This is a genomic window from Ochrobactrum sp. EDr1-4 (assembly GCF_049199085.1).
Classification (GTDB): domain Bacteria; phylum Pseudomonadota; class Alphaproteobacteria; order Rhizobiales; family Rhizobiaceae; genus Brucella.
Genome location: NZ_JBLZOF010000002.1, coordinates 281,705 through 300,066, shown reverse-complemented (window position 1 = coordinate 300,066; position 18,362 = coordinate 281,705). Strand labels below are relative to the sequence as shown.

Below are 18,362 nucleotides of genomic sequence, written 5' to 3'. Positions count from 1 at the left end.
GTAGCTTAACTGGTATAACCAGTCAATGAGTATTCCAGATTTAAGCGGTGAGACCGTCACGAATCTGGCTGAAGTATCCGTCAGAACCGACCTGTCCGCCTTTAAGCGCAACTTGAAGACCGTTGGTGGCGGCATAGGTGCCATGTGCCGTGCAGAGCGGGGAACCCGGGGTCTGAGGCAATGGAAGTAGTGTTGTAAGCGCATCGACATGCAACTCGCGCAAGGCGTGGCTGGAAGTGTCGCCGCCTGCGATCACAGCGCGGGTCAACTGCTCGCGCTCAACTAGGCTGCGGAGGATGAAGCCGAGGCTGCGCGCCAGCTTGTGGCGGCTGCCTGCGATCTTATCGATTTCTGTACCGCGATCCGCCGATGGGCCAAGCGCGGTGTTCAAGATGACGCTGTTGCCCTGCTGGAGTGCCTGCTGCCCCTGAGCAAGAGCAGTTTCGATTGCCTGATTGCCGTTTTCGCCAAGCAGATCGAGTGGATTGAGATCAATGCCAGTAAAACCGGATGCCGTCGCATGACGGATCTGGCGTTCGGTTGTTGGCGAAACACTACCTGAAACAACCGCAATGCGGTCAGCTTTGCCCGGAAGCGGAAATTCTTTCTTCGCGCCAATAAGTCCGGCTTTCGCCCACGCAGCGAGAAGCGCATATTCAATGCCCGACGAACCAGCAACGAACCAGCTTGCATCGGGACGCAGCCGCCAGAGCTGTTCACCTGCCTGCAACTGGCTTTCGCTGCTATCGACATCAAGCAGCAACATGCCGTCGGCATCTTTGACTATTGCATTTACGCGCTCGTCGGCATCGGCGGCGGAAAGTGCTACGAGATCAGCAAGCACGGTTTTAAGCGCTGTTTGCTGTTCGAGATGCATGCGCAGATCGGCTTCATGCATCGGCGTAACAGGATGACGGCTCATGACCGGATGACGGTCAATGCGGTAGACTTCGCCCTGATAAGCAGCAAACAGATTGCCGAAAGACGTGTATCGCTTCAACTGCGGTGCGCCAACGATCACAGGCACATAGGTTTGATCAAAGATCGCTTTGCCAATTTCGACGGCCTTGCCGATATTGCCGACTTTGGGTGATGAATCGAATGTTGAACAGACCTTGTAATGCGCGATTGCCGCGTTCAGGCTCTTCAGCCAGTTGAATGCAGGCGTGAGGTTTTCCTGCATCCATTCCGGTGTTTCGCTACGGCTGGTGCCCGCAAGGCCGATAGCCTTGCAATGCGAAAAGCGCGCAAGCAGTTCTTCATCCGGTACGTTCATGAACAGAACGGTGTCAACGCCGTTGGAAGCCATGGCCTCCATAACGTCGGTGGAGCCGGTGAGATCGTCGCCATAGTAAGACAGAAGAAGGTCGTGAGGTGCTTTTGACATTATTCGCCTCCCTTCCCGAATTTGGCCAATGAAGCTGCAAGTTCAGGATGGTCCGTTGCGTAAGTTTCGAGCGGGATGCCAGCGACGGCTGCTTCCCATGCCTGCTGCACGGCGCGAACGCCCGCAGCAGGGCCACCCGGGTGGCTGACGATGCCGCCGCCGCAGAGATAAAGCAGGTCCGTTGTGCGGCCCGTGCGTTCATAGGTTTCCGGTGCCTGTCCGCCCCACTGGCCGGAACCGGCTACGGGAAGCGGGCAATCGGATGGATCAAATAGCGGTGTGCTGACAGCCTTGAACGAGTTGACGAAGCTTTCGTCCGGCTCCCAATATTTCACGCGGATGCCGTTGATCTGGAACTGATCGACGCCGAGCAGGCGCCAAAATTGCTGATAGACGCGAAAGTCCATGCCTGCACCCGGATTGCGGGTCAGAATATCCCAGCCGTTGCGATGTGCGTGCAAAACAAGGCCAGAGCGCTTGCGCAGGAAGCTCATGCCGCCAAAGCCGACCGAGTTGATGTTGACCACGGCGCAATTGCCGCCAGCCTCAAGCACCATGTCATGATTGCGCATCATCTCATCAGGATCGGCATGCGAAATGCCAAAAGCGTACATGACCTTTTTGCCGGTCTTCTGCTCATGATTGAGAATAAGTGGCATGATTGCGGCGATGCGGTCTTTGAGCGGCGAATAAGCCGGGCTCATCAGCTTTTCATCGTCTTTGATGAAATCAACGCCCGATTCAATGAGTTCGCCAACGAGTTCCGCTGTTTCATGCGGACGAAGGCCCAGTGCTGGCTTAACGATCGTGCCAATGATCGGGCGCTTTTCAACACCTGTCAGGCGACGGCTTCCGGCAATACCGAACTGCGGGCCGGGGTGCGCGCTTTTGAAGGCTTCCGGCAGCTTCATATCGACAACGCGAATGCCGGTCATGCCCTTGATTGAGTAAACACCGCCAACGGCAATGGTCATCAGCGCTGCAAGGTCGGTGCCGACCGCATCAAGCGGAAAGGAAATATCAACATCGGCGCGCTTGATTGGGCCGTGTCCGGATTCAAGTTCTGGCCAAGCGGGAACTGTTGCATCTTCAAGCGGACGAATTTCGAGCACACGCGCTGCAACGCGGGCTTTGAGTTCTTCTGTCTCGCCGGGAAGGGCGACAAAAGTGCCGGTTGACTGATCGCTGGCGATCTTGGCTGCCATCTGTTCGATGCTGCCGGTTGTCTCAATGCGATAGGTCAGACAGATATTCATCGGATTTTTTGTCGCTCGCTGCTTGTTTTAAAGCGCATTTTTCCGAAAACCGTTTCAAATCATTCGGGATGCGCTTTAGTGTTCCACCCATGTCAGAAATGCTCCGACATTTATTCTCCACACCTACTCGAAAGTTTCTCCTCGCTTTCAAGCATGCGACTGAAGCGCTTGGCTCCGAGTGCGAACTGGTATAATGAGTATTCCAATATCTGCAAGTGGAAAATTGTTAGCCCATTCACGAGATCGTGGGTAACAGCTTCCTTTGCGGAGCCTGAGGAGGCATAAGGGGGGAATGACAATGCGCAGTGAGATAGCATGAATAAGCCAGCGGAACCGATTATTCGCCGGAAATTGTCGGACGAGGTATTCGACCGGCTAGAAAACATGATCACGTCGGGCGAGCTAACGCCCGGCGATGAGATGCCATCGGAACGCGTCTTGATGGAGCGATTTGGCGTCGGACGCCCCGCAATCCGCGAGGCGATGCAGTCGCTTGCCAAAATGGGGCTTGTCAGCATTTCGCATGGCGAGCGGGCGAAAGTTCTCAAACTGACGGCGCGGTCAATCTTTCAGCAGGTTGATCCAACAGCTAAGATCATGCTGGCGCAGTCGATTGATTCCCTTGAGCATCTTAAGAACGCGCGTATTTTCTTTGAGCGTGGCATTGCGCGAGAAGCGGCTTTGAAAGCGACCGCGCAGGATGTTGCTGATCTGAAAGCAATCGTCGATCGGCAGCGCGCGTCGCTGGGTGAGGCCGATGCATTTATCTCTGCCGATATGGAATTTCACATTCGTATTGCAAAGATTTCGGGCAATCCGATTTTTGTGGGTTTAAGCGAGGCGATGCTCGCATGGCTGCGTGAATACCATACCCATATGCTGATCTGGACGGGTAAAGAAAACTTCACGTTGGTCGAGCATGAAGAAATTCTTGATCGAATCGCCGCGAAAGATGCGGATGGTGCAGAAGGCGCGATGCGTCATCATTTGGAGCGCTCGCGCGACCTTTACACGAAGTGATACGCCGATCAGGTTTCAGGGATGTTTTCCCTGAAAATGACCTGAATGCGTGGCGGGTGCTCGTCGATCTGTTCATTTTTGATGGTGCTGACGAGTGCCGCTAATGCTTCGCGGGCTTCCACACGCGGATTCTGATCAATCACGGCATCCATCGTTCCGTTTAAGAGCAGCCGTTTCGTGCTTTCGGTCAGTTCGTGGCCGATAAATATGATGGAATCGGATTTGCCGGAGTCCATCAGAGCTTGTCCGATGCCCTGATTGCCTGCACCAATATTGTAAATTCCGGCGAGGTCAGGGTGTCGTTTCAGAAGTGCAGTGGTCTCATTATAGGCGCGTTCGCGGTCATCTTTGATTTCTGTGAGTTCAACAATGTTAAAGCGCGGGAACTCTTCTGCGAGAACCCGCCGAAAACCCATTTCGCGCTCTTCATGGCCGCGATATGCGAGTGAACCCGCGAAGAGTGCGATCTTTGTTCCGCCCGCTTTTCCAAGGAAACGCCCGAGAATATAACCGCCCAAACGACCCGCAGCGCGGTTGTCGATGCCAATATAGCGAACGCGGGGAACGTGCAGAATATCGGATGCAATTGTGACAATGGGGACGTCTGCTTGGGCGAGTGTCCGCATTGCTTCACGCACGCTCGGATGATCCAGCGCAACAACGCCGACACCGTTGGTTTGACCTTTCAGGCTTTCCAGTGCGCGTGCTAGCGTATCGGGATTGAAGCCTTCGACACTATGAATTGTCAGGTCTATTTCAGGATTTAAAGCCGCTTGTTTGATAATTTGATCACGCAGATTGGCGATGAATGTGTTGGTTCCGGCAGGTAGAATAAAGTCGAGTTTAACGACCTCTAGGGGCAGGGTACCTTTACTGGTACTGCCGGGCAGATAGCCAAGATTACGTGCTGCTTCGAACACGATCTCACGGGTGCGCTGTTTCACGCCTTCGCGATTGTTCAATACACGATCAACGGTCGCGCTCGAAACGCCTGCGGCTTTGGCGATGTCGGTCAGAGTTGAGCGCAAATCCAGTCCCTCATAAAATGATGTAAAATGATGTATTTAGATTTGAAAATCTTGCAAGCCTAAAGCGAGGGCGAGAGGCCGTTTTCCTCATGAATGAATATTTTAGCGTTAGTTTCGCATCAAAAAACATCATTCATATGAATTGTCGCGATATTAGGTCACGCATTTGTAGTGTTTGCGTGTAAAAAGATGAAAATTGATGGAAAATGATTTTTAATGATGTTGACACTGCTGTCATCAATCTTCATTAATCCTCGCCATATCAATGGAGGTTGATATTTCTCATCTGTGCAGCTTGCGGCGATTATCGGTCGCTTCAAGCATGCCGCTGCTCTAAGCGGGAGGATGAGAGATTTATAGCGGGAGGGTTATATGAGCGTATCGCAGGGCTTCGCCCCTGATCCGCAGGTTCGGGTTCGGGATTTTAAAATCGGTTGCATCGGCGCGGGCATGATCATGGCTGAGTGCCATCTTGCCGCCTATAAGGAAGCGGGTTTTGCCGTTGCTGCAATTGCTTCGCGCACAAAGGCTAAGGCGGCGGAAGTTGCTGAGCGCTGGAGCATTCCGACCGTACACGATACGCCTGAAGCATTGATCGCGGACGAGAATATCGAAATTCTTGATATTGCCTATCCACCGGATCAGCAGCCAGCACTCATTCGCAAGGCGCTGGCACAGCCACATATCAAAGGTATTCTCGCGCAGAAGCCACTGGCTTTAACGCTTGAGGAAGCCATTGCGCTTCGCGATGAAGCCGCCGCAGCGGGCAAAATTCTCTCGGTCAATCAGAACATGCGCTACGACCAGTCGATGCGGGTTCTCAAGCAGATCCTTGATAAGGGTGAGATCGGAACGCCAGTTATGGCGACAATTGAAATGCGCGCCATTCCGCATTGGCAGGGCTTTCTGGAAGATTATGACCGTCTGACGCTCTCCAATATGAGCGTGCATCATCTCGATGTACTTCGGTTTCTGTTTGGCGAGCCAGACACCATCACTACACTGACACGCACGGACCCGCGCACGGCATTCGCGCATAAGGACGGCATTACAGTTTCAACGCTGATGTTCCCAAGTGGTGTCATGGCTGTTTCGATGGAAGACGTTTGGTCAGGGCCGCGCGAAGAGGGTTTTGACAGCGATATTTACATCAAATGGCGCGTTGAAGGCACAGATGGCGTTGCGCAAGGCACGATTGGCTGGCCCGATGGTTCGCCATCGACACTGACCTATGCTTCCAAGAAAACAACTGACGGTAAATGGGTCAGCCCGAAATGGGAAACCATGTGGTTCCCACATGCTTTCATCGGCGTGATGGAGCAGTTGCAATATGCGATCCATTCGGGCGAGCCGCCAGCACTATCAGTGGCAGACAATGTGAAAACGGTTGCGCTCATCGAGGCAGGCTACAAGTCCATCGATGAAGGCCGCACGGTCAGATTGTCCGAAATATCAATTCAGTAATCATACAAAACGGGAGGAGTTTTATCATGATGCAGGTGGGTATTTTCAGTGGCTATTTTCCTTACTCGCTGGAGGAAACAGCCAAAAAAATCCGGGCTCTCGACTTCAATACTGTGCAGCTCGACATGCATTTCAAGGATATTGATCTGAGCGCTGGTCAGATCACCAAGGATAAGTGCGTTAAAATCCGCGAGACGTTCCGCGATAATAATCTGCCGATCTCGTGCATTTCCGGCTACACCAATATTATTCACCCAGACAAGGCAGAGCGCGAGCGTCGCGTCGGCTACCTCAAAGAGATTATCCGCCATGCTCAGTATCTCGGCACGCCTTATGTGATTTCGGAAACCGGTACCTACAACACCGAGTCTGATTGGGTTCATCATCCGAAAAACAAGACCGAAGAAGGTTTTGAGGAATGCCGCAAGGTCATCGCTGACCTGTCGCAGTTTGCCTATGATCACGGTGCGGTATTCCTGCTCGAAACCTATGTGAACAACGTCGTTGGCTCGGTGGAAGAAACAGTGAAAATGTTTGCGCAGGTCGATCATCCGGGCCTTGGCCTGTTGATGGACCCGACCAATTATTTTGAAACGCACAACATTGACCGTATGGATGAAATCCTCAATCAGGTCTTCGATACGCTGAGCGACAAGATCAAAATCGGCCATGCCAAAGATGTTAAGCGTTCCGGTGATGACAAGACCGAAAAGCACGCGGATATTGGCGATGCAGATGCGCTTGAAAGCCATACATTCCGCGGCGTGGGTGAGATCGAACTGCCTGCTCCGGGTCTTGGTTCGCTGAATTACGATCTTTATCTCAAGCGTCTTGCACAGAAGCACCCGAACATTCCGATGATAATCGAGCATCTCGACGAGGCCGATGTGCCGCGTGCCAAGAAGTTCCTTGATGGGAAGCTGCGCGCGCAGGGACTCTAACACCGTGGGGGGTGGGCGGTCGGTGCTTGAAACAAGCGTTCCGACACTGGCCGCTTTCTGACTGGATTGGCCTTAGGCCAGACGATTTAAGGTTCGAGAATGGTGAAGCTTTTTGGTGAGGCGCGGTCGCGTCGCGATATTGCAGCGAGCAGTGGTTCATTTGCGCAATTCGCTGGTGTACGCCTGATGGTGCTTGAAGATGGAGTCGAACGCGGCATAAGAATGCTGGAGTTTCGTTCAGGCACGGGCCTACGCTTCACCGTGCTTGTTGATCGCGCGCTCGATATTGCTGATTGCGAATATCGCGGTATGGCGATTGGCTGGAATTCTCCCTCTGGTTTCCGCCATCCGGGCTTGCATGAATATGAGGGCGAGGGCGGTCTTGGCTGGATGCGCTCGTTCTCTGGCCTGTTGGTCACATGCGGCCTCGATCATATTCTCTTTATGTATGACGAACCGGCAGACCATTATAATTATAAGCCGCGTGAAACGATAAAGCACTCCATTCATGGCCGCATAGGCACCATTCCTGCAAAACTCACTGGCTATGGCGAACGCTGGGAAGGTGACGAATGCTTTCTCTGGTGCGAAGGTGTGGTCACGCAGGGAACAGTGTTCGGCGAACATCTTGAACTCACCCGCCGCATAGAAATCAAGGCTGGCACCAACGATATTCAACTGACAGATCGCGTGACCAATCGCGGTTTTTATCGCACGCCGCATATGTATTGCTATCACATCAATGTCGGGCATCCGGTTCTTGCTGAAGGCTCGCGTTATCTTGCACCCGTTAAGGATGTTGTCTGGGCTGCACATGCGGGCGACGATTATAAGAAACAAGGCGTTGGCTATCGCACATTACCAGCTCCTCAAATGCAGTTTCATGAGCAGGTCTGGCAGCATGAAATGGGCGCTGACGCCAATGGGGAGGTGCCGGTTGCGCTCGTCAATGACCGGCTTGGCATCGGCTTTGAAGTCACGACGCGCAAAGATCAGTTCCCTTGCATGTATGAATGGCAGAACCTGCAAGCCGGACAATATGCGCTTGGCATTGAGCCAGCGACAAACCATGTTTTGGGGCATGGTGGGGCGCGTGATCGTGGTGAGTTGATTTGGCTCGAACATGGCGAAGAGCGCCGCTACGATAGCACCTTCCGCATTCTGGGCGATGCTGCCGATATTGCCGCAAGCGAAGCGCGGATTACGGCAATCACAAAGCAGCCCGAAGACGATTATCCGGCGCCATCAGGAAATCATATTGCTATTGGAGGCCGCTGATGAGCGCTGAAGCTAGATTTTCCGTAGCAGGCAAAACCATTCTTTATACGGGCGCTGCCGGTGGTCTTGGGCTTGAGACAACGCTTAACTTTCTGCGCGCTGGCGCGAAAGTTGTGGCGATAGATCATGATCCGAAGAAGATTGAAGAGTTGAAAGAGAAAGCCGCCGCTGAAGCTCTGAGTGGTCTTTCGATCCAAGCGCTTGATTTGTCAGATTTGCAGGCGCTGCGACCGGCGCTTGAAGCGATCTCTGCTGAAGTTGGTGGCTTTGATATCGTTATCAACAATGCCGCGATTTATCCTTCAAAGAAGTTTGAAGACTATACGCTTGAAGAAATGCAGGCTGTGCAGCGCATCAATGTCGACGCGGGCATTGTCTGCGTTCAGGTGGCTCTGCCGCATATGCGTGAAAACGGCTGGGGTCGGATTATCAATATCGCCAGCGTTACCGCCTATGGTGGCTGGGCGCAGCTTTCGCCTTATGTGCAATCGAAAGGCGCTTTGATTGGACTTGCCCGAGCATGGGCACGTGAATTTGGCGCTTATGGCATCACGGTGAATGCGATTTCTCCGGGGGCTTTTCCAACGGATGCGGAGAAAATCCATCCTGATCCTGAGGGCTATACAAAGTTTGTATTGGACCATCAGGCCGTCAAACGTCGCGGATCGTCAAAGGATATTGCATCCGCTTTGATGTTCCTTGCGTCCGATGAAGCGGGGTTTATTACTGGCCAAACTTTGAATGTCGATGGCGGCTGGGTGATGCATTAAATCGCATTTTGCGTTTACGTGGTCCGCATCATGGCTTAGGAAAAGGCAAGACGATATCGTCACCACTCTTTTGTAAGGGCTGTTTGATCTTTGACAGGCGGAAAAGCGCTTCCCAGAAAAAGCCGACGCAAAGGCTCCGGTGTTACGATGGCAGATGTGGCCGCGGCTGCGGGTGTGTCCATGCAGACCGTCTCACGCGCATTACGCTATCCGGATACGGTGACGCCTGAAAAACGCGAGATCATTCAGGCCGCAATTGAGAAGACGCATTACGTTCATAATCTGGCGGCAAGTCATCTTGCATCGCACAAAAGCAATACCGTTGCTGCGATCATTCCAACGCTTTCAGCCTCGGTTTTTGCCGACACAATTCAGCATTTCTCTGAGGTGTTAAATCGTGCCGGTTATCAGATATTTCTCGGTAATACTGATTACAGCCAGGAGCGTGAGGAAGAGATTATCCGCAGCCTGCTCGGACGCCGCCCGGATGGGATTTTTCTGATTGGTACGCGTCATACAAAGGGCAGCATTGCACTGCTGAAACGTGCAGAGATTCCTATTGTTGAGGGCTGGGATTTACCCGATCATCCGCTTGATCGGGTGGTGGGTTTCTCCAATGCTGATGCAATCGCTGAGATGGTCGATCATTTGCTGGCATCCGGCAAACGTAACATCGTTTTTGCCGGTGTGGTGCGCAAAGGCGACAACCGTGCAGCCGAGCGTCGGGATGCATTTGAAGCGAAAATGGCGGCTTGTTTTCCCGGCAAGAAGCCACGCATGACAATTGAAACTGAGATGCAGCTTGTGATGGCTTCGGGCATTGATCTGTTGAAGCTCGTACTCGCGCAATATCCAGACACTGACGCGATCATGTTCTCAAGCGATATTCTCGCTTCGGGTGCGCTGCTCGAAACACAGCGCACTGGTATGAATGTGCCGCAAAAACTCGCAATTACTGGCTTTGGCGATTTCGAACTCTCAAAGCATCTGGTGCCGCCATTGACGACGGTCGCGGTGCCTTCAGATGAAATTGGACGCAAAGCGGGAGAGCTGCTTCTTGATGCCATGCGCGGCGAAACGCCTTCCCAAACAAGAATTGATGTCGGTTTTGAACTGAAAATCAGAGCCAGCGGTTAGAAGTCCCCGATTGCATCCACATTTTTACAAAAAGCTTCATCTTCAATCGCAATTTTTGCTTAATAATGTTAGCGCTCACTCTAGACAAGCTGAAACTAAGTGATAGTTTCATGAACAACGAATTTCAGCCATGAGGATAGTGCTATGGGCGTTTTAACGGGGTATCGGGTGCTGGATTGTTCAATTGCCATGGCGGGACCGTTTGCGGCGCAGCGCCTGGGCGATCTGGGCGCGGATGTGGTTAAGGTTGAGCCAACAACGGGCGAATGGCAGCGCCATGTGGCTGCTGGTGGTGCCGAGGGCAATCAGGTCAACGTTTCGTTCCTGTCACTCAACCGCAATAAGCGTTCGCTGGCGGTTGATCTCAAATCGCATGACGGAAAACAAGTTCTGCTCGATCTGGTAAAGACCGCCGACGTGTTCCTGCAGAACTATCGTCCCGGTGTCGCCAAGCGTTTGGGCGTCGATTACGAGTCGCTTTCCAAGATCAATCCGAAGCTGATTTATGTTTCAATTTCCGGCTATGGCGAAGATGGTCCTTACGTTAATCGTCCGGGACAGGATCTCGTTTTGCAGGGCATGTCGGGAGCGATGCTGTCGGCGGGTCGTGAGGGTGAAGCGCCAACGGCGGCAGGCCAATATCTCGTCGATGCGATTACGGCCTATACGGCTTTTGAAGGTGCATTGGCGGCACTTCTGCATCGCGAACGCACGGGCGAGGGACAGCTTGTGCAGGTCAATATGCTGGATGCAATCACCACGATCCAAATGCAGGAGCTTTCGGTTTTCACCGTTGGCGGTAAACCACAGACGCGTTCGGCAGAGCCGCATGCGCATGTTTATATCCGCGCACCCTATGGGGCATTCGCAACATCGGATGGGTTTATCATTGTGGCATTTCCCAAGCTTAAAACGCTTGGTGAAGTGATTGGTGAAGACAGTTTCCTCACCATGAGCGATGAAGTCGATACCTGGGCGCGTCGCGATGAAATTTTCGCTAAAACGCGCGATAAGCTGAAGACGAAAACATCTGCGCAATGGCTGGAGTTGCTCCGTGCAGCTGATATTTGGTGTGGGCCTGTCTATGGTTATGGTGATCTCGTTGAAGACGAGCAGATCAAACACAATGGCACCTTTGTGGAATATGAGCATCCGACCGAAGGCAAGGTGAAAACCCCGGGCTTCCCGATCCGGTTCTCCAAGACACCATCCACTGTTGATCGCGGTGCGCCGATCACCGGGCAGGATACGCGTGATATTCTGGCAGAGGCTGGCTACGCGACGGACAAGATTGACGCGCTTGAGCAATCGGGTGCTGTTGTTTCCGGGAAGCTCTGACATGCAGCTGATTAAAGCACTGACATGGGATCACCCGCGTGGTTTTAATGCGTTGGCGGCAGCGGCGAAGCGTCCGGAAATGGCAAGCGAAGGACTGCTGATTAATTGGGATAAGCAACCGCTTGAAGGTTTTGAATCACATCCGATTGCCGATCTTTGTGCGCGTTATGATCTTGTTGTCTTGGATCACCCACATGTAGGCGAAGCACTGGCGGGCGATTGCCTGCTTTCGCTTGAAGAAGTTTTCGGCCCTGAAACCGTTGCGGAGCTTGGCAGAGCTAGCATTGGTCCGTCGCTAACCAGTTATCGTTTTGCGGGGCAACATTGGGCACTGCCGCTGGATGCTGCAACACAGGTTATGGCTTTGCGGTCTGATCTCGTAGCCGATGTTCCGACCACATGGGATGATGTACTGCGCCTGTCGCGCGAAACCGGAAAGGTTGCGCTTTCGATTGCCGGCCCACATGCCTGTCTGTCATTTCTGTCTATTGCGGCAGCTTTTGGTGAGCCGCCAGCAGAAACAGACCCTGATATTCTCGTTTCAGATAATGTTAGACGACAGGTCTATGATCTGATGGCGGAGCTTGCTGCTCGCAGCCCTGCATCGGTTCGGCAGAAGAACCCTATCGGCATTCTTGGCCACATGGCCGAACATGACGATGTAGTGCTTTGCCCGCTGGTCTATGGCTATGTGAATTATGCGGCTCCGCAAAATGGTCACGCAATCGCATTTCACAATGCGCCACGCTCAGTCGTTGGCGGGCGTCCCGGTTCAACACTGGGTGGCACAGGCATTGGCATTTCTCGTCGTTGTGAGGTGACGCCCGAACTTAAAGCGCATCTTTTGTGGTTGATGAGCAGTGAAGCACAATCCGGCTTTATTCCAGAACATGATGGACAGCCATCGCGCCGCGATGCTTGGCATAACGACCAAGTAAATGCGCGCTGGGGCGATTTTTATCGCAACACAGCGGATACATTGGAGCACGCCTATGTGCGCCCTCGTCATGACGGTTACATTGCGTTTCAGAGCAAGGCTTCGGTATTGTTAGGCGCTGCTTTCGATGAAAAGCGCGCGGCCTCCAATGTTCTGAATGAACTTCAGTCGCTTTATGCAGCTTCACGCGTACACGGCAGTGAAAGGTAGTTTTACATGACCGAAGACGTTCAATTTGAAGTCGATGGCGCGGTTGCTATCATCACGCTTAACCGTCCGCAAAAGCTCAATGCTGTGACGCCAGAAATGGCGGATGCGATTGTTGCGGCCGTTACTGAATGCAATGATAGCGACACCATCCGCTGCGTTATTTTGACGGGTGCGGGTGAGCGGGCCTTCTGTGCGGGTTCTGATATTCGCGAGCTCGACACTTATGAAACGCCATGGCAGTTCCGCAACCGTCCGGATTACTGCGATGCGTTTCGTGCGCTGCTTAAGCCTTCGATTGCGGCGGTCAATGGCTATGCTTTTGGTGGTGGACTTGAGACGGCTATGTCTTGTGATATTCGCATTGCCTCGGATAACGCCCAATTTGCAGCGCCAGAGATCAAGTTGGGCTGGATCGGCGGTGGCGGAATGGCGGTCCATCTCGCTCATTCAGTCGGCGCATCCAATGCGGCACTCATGATTATGACCGGTGATCCTATTTCCGCTGAAAAGGCTGAGCGCTGGGGGCTTGTTAGCGAAGTTGTTCCGCAAGCAGATTTGCTCAAACGTGCACGTGAGATTGCGAATGTGATTGCTTCACGCGCACCGATTGCGGCTGAAACCGCCAAACTCAATCTCAAAGCTGCGGTTTCAATGCCGCTTGAAAAAGCCATTGAATATGAACGGGATTTACAAACGATCTGTTTTGCAACCGCTGATGCACAAGAAGGCCGCGCAGCATTCAAGGAAAAAAGAGCGCCGTTTTTTAAGCGCCGATAAGGCAGATTTTACAAAAGCCCCGCGTATTAAAATGCGCGGGGCCTTTATCATTCAAACTCTGCCGGTGATGGAGGCGTTGAGAAGATCAATTGCGCCCTGTTTCGTCAGCTCAACAGGATTGCCTCCCGCAGTTGGATCGACAATTGCCATATCTGCAATCAGCGTCTTGCGGTCGCTATCCATATCAAGATCTTTGATGAAGTCCTGCAATTTATCTGGCACACCAAGATCGCTGCGGAGCTTCATGATTGCATCGATAAAGCCGTCAAATCCACCTTCAATACCAAGATAACGGGCAAGCCGTTCAATGCGCTTTTCGATTGCCGCGCGGTTATGATGCAGCACATAAGGCATGAAAACGGCATTGGTCATGCCATGATGCGTATCGTAAAGCGCACCAATAGGGTGCGAAAGCGAGTGGATCGCACCCAGTCCTTTCTGGAAAGCTGTCGCGCCCATAGAGGCCGCAGCCATCAGATTGGCACGCGCTTCAATATCTGAACCATCGGCATAGGCTTTTGGCAGATTTTCGAACACCAAACGGATGCCTTCAACCGCCATGCCGTCGGCCATCGGGTGAAAGCCGGGCGCGCAATAGGCTTCCAGACAATGCGCCAGCGCGTCCATTCCAGTGCCAACCGTAATGAATGGTGGCATGCCTACCGAAAGTTCAGGATCGGCAATGACGGTTACTGGAAGCATTTTCGGGTGAAAAATGACTTTCTTGGTGTGCGTTGCCTCATTGGTCAGAACGCCTGCACGGCCAACCTCTGAACCTGTACCTGCAGTGGTGGGTATGGCGATGATGGGTGCAATCGCACTGCTGTCAGCTCGGGTCCACCAGTCCCCAATGTCTTCAAAGTCCCAAACCGGGCGTGTTTGACCAGCCTGAAAGGCGATGAGCTTGCCAAGGTCGAGCGCTGAACCGCCACCAAAGGCGATAACGCCGTCATGTTTGCCGTCGTTGAAAACCTGCACGCCAGCGGTAAGATTGCTCTCAACCGGATTGGGCTTCACATCGGAAAAGACTGCATATTTGACGCCCGCTTCATCCAGGATTGCGAGCGTCGAGGCTACAACAGGAAGCTTTGCGAGGCCCGGATCGGTGACGAATAAAGGGCGTTCAATGCCGGCTGCTTTGAGTACGACGGGCAGTTCTTTGATGCGGCCCGGTCCGAAAAGCACCGTAGTCGGAAAATTCCATTTTGCAGTCAAATTGGTCATGTCGATTGCTTTCCAGATATTCAAACAGATCAGATTTTTTCACGTAAGTGAAAGGACTTTGGTCGCGTGAGATTGCCGTAGCCAATAGGGGAAAGGGCGGCCCCCTTGCCAGTATCTTTTACGCCGGTCCATACCAATGCGGGGTCAAGATAATCGCAGCGGTTCATGAAAAGAGTGCCGGTTTCGATGCGGTCGCCAAGGCTTGCTGCATGGTCCGAATCAGTCGTCCAGAGGGAGGCGGTAAGGCCGTAAATGCTATCATTTATCAGTGCCAGCGCTTCGTCATCATTGCGCACCTTCATGATGCCAACAATAGGACCGAAGCTTTCCTCGTGCATGACGCTCATCTGATGATCGACATGGGTGAAAATTTCCGGCGCAATGTAAGGCGAACCGGCGATGTCATGTTCGACGTTCATGTTGACATGCGCTTTGGCACCCTTGCGCAAGGCTTCGGCCTTCTGCTCGCGGATCAGATCGGCAAAACGTGCCTGTGCCATCGGTCCAAGCGTGGTCGCGTCGTCAAGCGGATTGCCGACGACATATTGTTTGGTGAGGTTGATGAAGCCATCGACAAAGCGGTCATAGACAGCCTCGTGCACATAGATGCGCTCGATACCGCAGCAGCACTGACCGGAATTGAAGAAAGCTCCATCGACAAGATTGGCTACGGCGTGATCGAGATTAACGTCCGGTAGCACATAGGCTGGGTCTTTGCCGCCAAGCTCTAACCCGAGCGACATGAAGGTGCCCGCAGCGGCTTTTTCAATCGCTCGCCCACCACCGACAGAGCCTGTGAAATTGACATGGTCGATCATGCCCGATGCCAGCAGTTTTTCCGTTGATGCATGATCAAGAACGATATTCTGGAACACACCTTTGGGAATCCCCGCTTTCTCAAAGGCTTGCGCAAAACGCTCGCCTGTCAGCAGTGTTTGTGTTGCATGTTTCAAAAGAACTGTATTGCCTGCCATTAGTGCCGGGATGATAGTATTGACGGCGGTAAGATAGGGATAATTCCACGGCGCGATCACCATCACCACGCCAAGCGGAACGTGCTTTACATAGCGTCGAAAGCCATCTTTTTGCGCCGGAACATAAGATTTCAGTGCTTCTTCGGCTATTTCAATCATATATTGGCCGCGTTCCTGCACTCCACCATTTTCGCCGCCATAGCGTGTTGGCCGACCCATCTGCCACGCGATTTCAGGAATGATTTCGTCCTGCATTGCTGCGAGCGCATCAAGGGCTGCACTGCAATATCGTGCGCGCTCGGCAATGCTCGTTGCCGCCCATTGCGGTTGTGCGTGACGTGCTGTCGTTACCGCTGCATTGATTGCAGCGTCGTTTGCATAAGCGCGCTCTGCATAAATCGAGCCATCAATTGGGGAGATAATTTTGGCCGTGCCGCTCATCGGACAATTCCTCTAAATAAGTTTAATAGCGTTCAAAACCGCGATGCAGTTCCCAATCGGTGACGCGGCGATCATATTCAATCTGCTCCCAATGGGCGGTGTGGAGATAGTGATTGACCACATTTTCACCGAGCGCTTCCTTGAGAAAGTCTGAGCTTTTGAGCGCTTCTGCTGCCTCGCGCAAAGTGTATGGAATTTCTTTGAGTTTAACGGCGCTATAGGCGTCGCCCACAAATGGCTCTTCCAGCTCCAGCTTTTCATCTATGCCTTTAAGCCCCGCTGCGATCAGTGCCGCAAAAGCCAGATAGGGGTTGAGATCAGCGCCACCGATGCGACATTCAATGCGAATACCTTTTGTACCTTCGCCGCAAAGGCGGAAGCCCGCCGTGCGATTATCTTGACTCCACATGATCTTGGTCGGCGCGAATGTACCCGCCTGAAAGCGCTTATAGGAGTTTATATAGGGTGCCAGAAAATAGGTGTAATCGGTCGCGTATTTTAGCTGTCCTGCCACCCACGAGCGCATGAGTGGCGTCATGGTGTTAGGTGCTTTGGGGTCAAAGAAAAGCGGTTCTTTTCCATCCGCACTCCAGATGGAGTTATGGATATGGCTGGAGCTTCCAGCACGATTATAGTCATATTTGGCCATGAAGGTAATGCACTTGCCATGCGCCTCGGCAATTTCCTTCATGGCGTTTTTCATGATGACATGGCGGTCGGCCATTTCCAACGCTTCCGCATAGCGAACATTAAGCTCTTGTTGGCCTGGACCCCATTCGCCCTTGGAGTTTTCTACAGGAATGCCTGCAGCACCCAGATGATTGCGCATGGCGCGCAGAACCTGTTCTTCCTTGGTTGTCAGATGGATAACATAATCCTGCACATAGGGAGAGGCGGTTTCCATCTCCTGCCAGCGCTTAGCGCGTGCGGTTTTATATGTCTCATCAAAGAGATAAAATTCGAGCTCTGACGCGAAATAGGCACGATAGCCGCGCTCATGCAGGCGAGCGAGCTGCTTCTTGAGGATGGCACGGGGTGAATGTGCAAGGTCTTGATGATCTTTATGTTCGAGCACATCGCAGAGAACAATTGCTGTCTTTTCCAACCATGGTGCCAGACGAAGCGTTGAGAGATCGGGCTTGATGACAAAATCACCATAGCCCTTGTCCCAGCTTGCGGCTTCATAGCCGGGAACCGGCTCCATATCGATGTCATCAGCCAGCAGATAATTGCAGCCATGGGTTTCATCATGGGCAGATTCCACGAAAAATTCGGCATAGAAACGCTTACCAATCAGACGCCCCTGCATATCAACAAAACATGCAAGCACGGTATCAATCTCGTCATTTGCAACGGCGCTTTTCAGGGTGTCGAAAGTCAGCTGTTTGGCCATGTGTTGGTTTGCTCCTTCTGGCTTTCGATCTGGCTCAGGATAGTGGCGAGCCGTGCCGCCCATTGTTTCTGCGTTTCTGTGGTGGCAATTTCATCGTTGCGGAGTTCAATCATCACGCAGGGAGCGTTGCGCGGGCGCGCATGACGTTCCAGCGTATAATAGACCCGGTCAGCCGGTGAATAAGGCTCGTTGATGCCGATATTCAGGCTCTTGTTTTCGGCTAATACCGCAATCAATAGCTTTGCAATCCGGTCGTCTTCATCGTGAATGATGCCGATCTGCCATGGCCGTGAAACGCTGCGATAGATAGGTGTGAACGAATGGATCGTGACAATCCACGATGGCAATCCGCGCTTGGCGCGTTCCGCAACAACATCTTCGATCTGTGTATGAAACGGCCGATGTGAAAGGTCTATCCGTGCAGTGCGTTCTATAGCGCCAAGATCGTGATTGCCTTCGATAACCGTTGTTTCGCTGATTTCTGGAATGAGATCGCGTGCATCCAGCGGGCGGTTGCAATCAATCAATAGACGCGAATACGTCGCTTCGATTAACGGAGCATCAAGTTTGCTACTTAGGTGACGCGCAACTTCAACTGCGCCGGGGTCCCATGCAATATGTGCTTTCAATGCTTCAGGGTTTAAACCCAGGCTGTTGAAGCGCTCGGGGATGAAGTTTGAAGCATGTTCGCAGATAAACAGCCAAGGGCTGTTGCCGTTTGCATTTACGACAATAACAGGCACGCACGAAACCGTGCGATGTTCTCGCTCGTCCGTCATTCTTAATG

General features: G+C 52.7%; 16 protein-coding genes. 9 read left to right on the top strand and 7 right to left on the bottom strand.

Features of this window, described 5'->3' with window-relative positions; translation table 11 throughout:
- Window positions 1-40 precede the first annotated feature (40 nt).
- Both ACOZHT_RS07790 and oiaX read right to left on the bottom strand, forming a co-directional pair.
- Window positions 41-1,387 carry a four-carbon acid sugar kinase family protein gene (locus ACOZHT_RS07790; protein WP_339509788.1) on the bottom strand — a complete coding sequence of 449 codons (1,347 nt, stop codon included), beginning with the start codon at window positions 1,385-1,387 and terminating at the stop codon, window positions 41-43.
- Window positions 1,387-2,643: a 3-oxo-isoapionate-4-phosphate decarboxylase OiaX gene (gene oiaX, locus ACOZHT_RS07785; RefSeq protein WP_339509786.1), complete on the bottom strand. Its 1,257-nt coding sequence runs from the start codon at window positions 2,641-2,643 to the stop codon at window positions 1,387-1,389. Before oiaX ends, ACOZHT_RS07790 begins: the two co-directional genes overlap by 1 nt.
- 315 nt (window positions 2,644-2,958) lie before the next feature.
- Here oiaX and ACOZHT_RS07780 point away from each other — a divergent pair, with 315 nt between their 5' ends.
- Window positions 2,959-3,663, top strand: a complete 705-nt coding sequence (locus tag ACOZHT_RS07780; RefSeq protein ID WP_339509784.1) for a transcriptional regulator NanR — start codon at window positions 2,959-2,961, stop codon at window positions 3,661-3,663.
- Between the two features lie 8 nt (window positions 3,664-3,671).
- On the opposite strand, the gene ACOZHT_RS07775 is transcribed toward ACOZHT_RS07780, so the two are convergent.
- A complete protein-coding gene (locus tag ACOZHT_RS07775; protein ID WP_339509782.1) occupies window positions 3,672-4,691 on the bottom strand; it encodes a LacI family DNA-binding transcriptional regulator in 1,020 nt (339 codons plus the stop codon).
- 372 nt (window positions 4,692-5,063) lie between these two features.
- Between ACOZHT_RS07775 and ACOZHT_RS07770 the strand changes: the two genes are divergently transcribed.
- The 8 genes from ACOZHT_RS07770 to ACOZHT_RS07735 all read left to right on the top strand — a co-directional run bounded on the left by ACOZHT_RS07770 (window position 5,064) and on the right by ACOZHT_RS07735 (window position 13,543).
- On the top strand, window positions 5,064-6,155 hold the full coding sequence (locus ACOZHT_RS07770; protein WP_339509780.1) for a Gfo/Idh/MocA family oxidoreductase: 1,092 nt from the start codon (window positions 5,064-5,066) through the stop codon (window positions 6,153-6,155).
- Window positions 6,156-6,181: 26 nt separating this feature from the next.
- Window positions 6,182-7,096, top strand: a complete 915-nt coding sequence (locus ACOZHT_RS07765; RefSeq protein WP_339509778.1) for a sugar phosphate isomerase/epimerase — start codon at window positions 6,182-6,184, stop codon at window positions 7,094-7,096.
- Window positions 7,097-7,195: 99 nt separating this feature from the next.
- Entirely contained in the window at window positions 7,196-8,374 is a 1,179-nt protein-coding gene (locus ACOZHT_RS07760; RefSeq protein WP_339509776.1) for an aldose 1-epimerase family protein, read from the top strand.
- The gene (locus ACOZHT_RS07755) at window positions 8,374-9,144 is read left to right on the top strand and encodes an SDR family NAD(P)-dependent oxidoreductase (protein WP_339509774.1); all 771 of its coding nucleotides are present in this window, start codon (window positions 8,374-8,376) and stop codon (window positions 9,142-9,144) included. The genes ACOZHT_RS07760 and ACOZHT_RS07755 overlap by 1 nt, the downstream gene beginning before the upstream one ends.
- Before the next feature lie 147 nt (window positions 9,145-9,291).
- Complete coding sequence (locus tag ACOZHT_RS07750; protein WP_339509772.1) at window positions 9,292-10,281, top strand: LacI family DNA-binding transcriptional regulator; 990 nt, start codon at window positions 9,292-9,294, stop codon at window positions 10,279-10,281.
- A gap of 144 nt (window positions 10,282-10,425) precedes the next feature.
- Window positions 10,426-11,619, top strand: coding sequence for a CaiB/BaiF CoA-transferase family protein (locus ACOZHT_RS07745; RefSeq protein WP_339509770.1), 1,194 nt, complete (start codon window positions 10,426-10,428; stop codon window positions 11,617-11,619).
- Between the two features lies 1 nt (window position 11,620).
- The gene (locus tag ACOZHT_RS07740; protein WP_339509768.1) at window positions 11,621-12,766 is read left to right on the top strand and encodes a carbohydrate ABC transporter substrate-binding protein; all 1,146 of its coding nucleotides are present in this window, start codon (window positions 11,621-11,623) and stop codon (window positions 12,764-12,766) included.
- 6 nt (window positions 12,767-12,772) lie between these two features.
- The gene (locus tag ACOZHT_RS07735; RefSeq protein WP_339509766.1) at window positions 12,773-13,543 is read left to right on the top strand and encodes an enoyl-CoA hydratase/isomerase family protein; all 771 of its coding nucleotides are present in this window, start codon (window positions 12,773-12,775) and stop codon (window positions 13,541-13,543) included.
- Window positions 13,544-13,594: 51 nt separating this feature from the next.
- Here the strand turns inward: ACOZHT_RS07735 and ACOZHT_RS07730 are convergent, their stop codons facing one another.
- From ACOZHT_RS07730 to ACOZHT_RS07715, 4 genes are read right to left on the bottom strand one after another with little or no spacing between them, the layout of a single operon-like run.
- Window positions 13,595-14,767: an iron-containing alcohol dehydrogenase gene (locus ACOZHT_RS07730; RefSeq protein WP_339509764.1), complete on the bottom strand. Its 1,173-nt coding sequence runs from the start codon at window positions 14,765-14,767 to the stop codon at window positions 13,595-13,597.
- Between the two features lie 29 nt (window positions 14,768-14,796).
- Entirely contained in the window at window positions 14,797-16,182 is a 1,386-nt protein-coding gene (locus ACOZHT_RS07725; RefSeq protein WP_339509762.1) for an aldehyde dehydrogenase family protein, read from the bottom strand.
- A 22-nt stretch (window positions 16,183-16,204) separates the two neighbouring features.
- Window positions 16,205-17,575 carry a glutamine synthetase family protein gene (locus ACOZHT_RS07720; RefSeq protein WP_339509760.1) on the bottom strand — a complete coding sequence of 457 codons (1,371 nt, stop codon included), beginning with the start codon at window positions 17,573-17,575 and terminating at the stop codon, window positions 16,205-16,207.
- Window positions 17,560-18,354, bottom strand: coding sequence for an N-formylglutamate amidohydrolase (locus tag ACOZHT_RS07715; RefSeq protein ID WP_339509758.1), 795 nt, complete (start codon window positions 18,352-18,354; stop codon window positions 17,560-17,562). Before ACOZHT_RS07715 ends, ACOZHT_RS07720 begins: the two co-directional genes overlap by 16 nt.
- Window positions 18,355-18,362 lie beyond the last annotated feature (8 nt).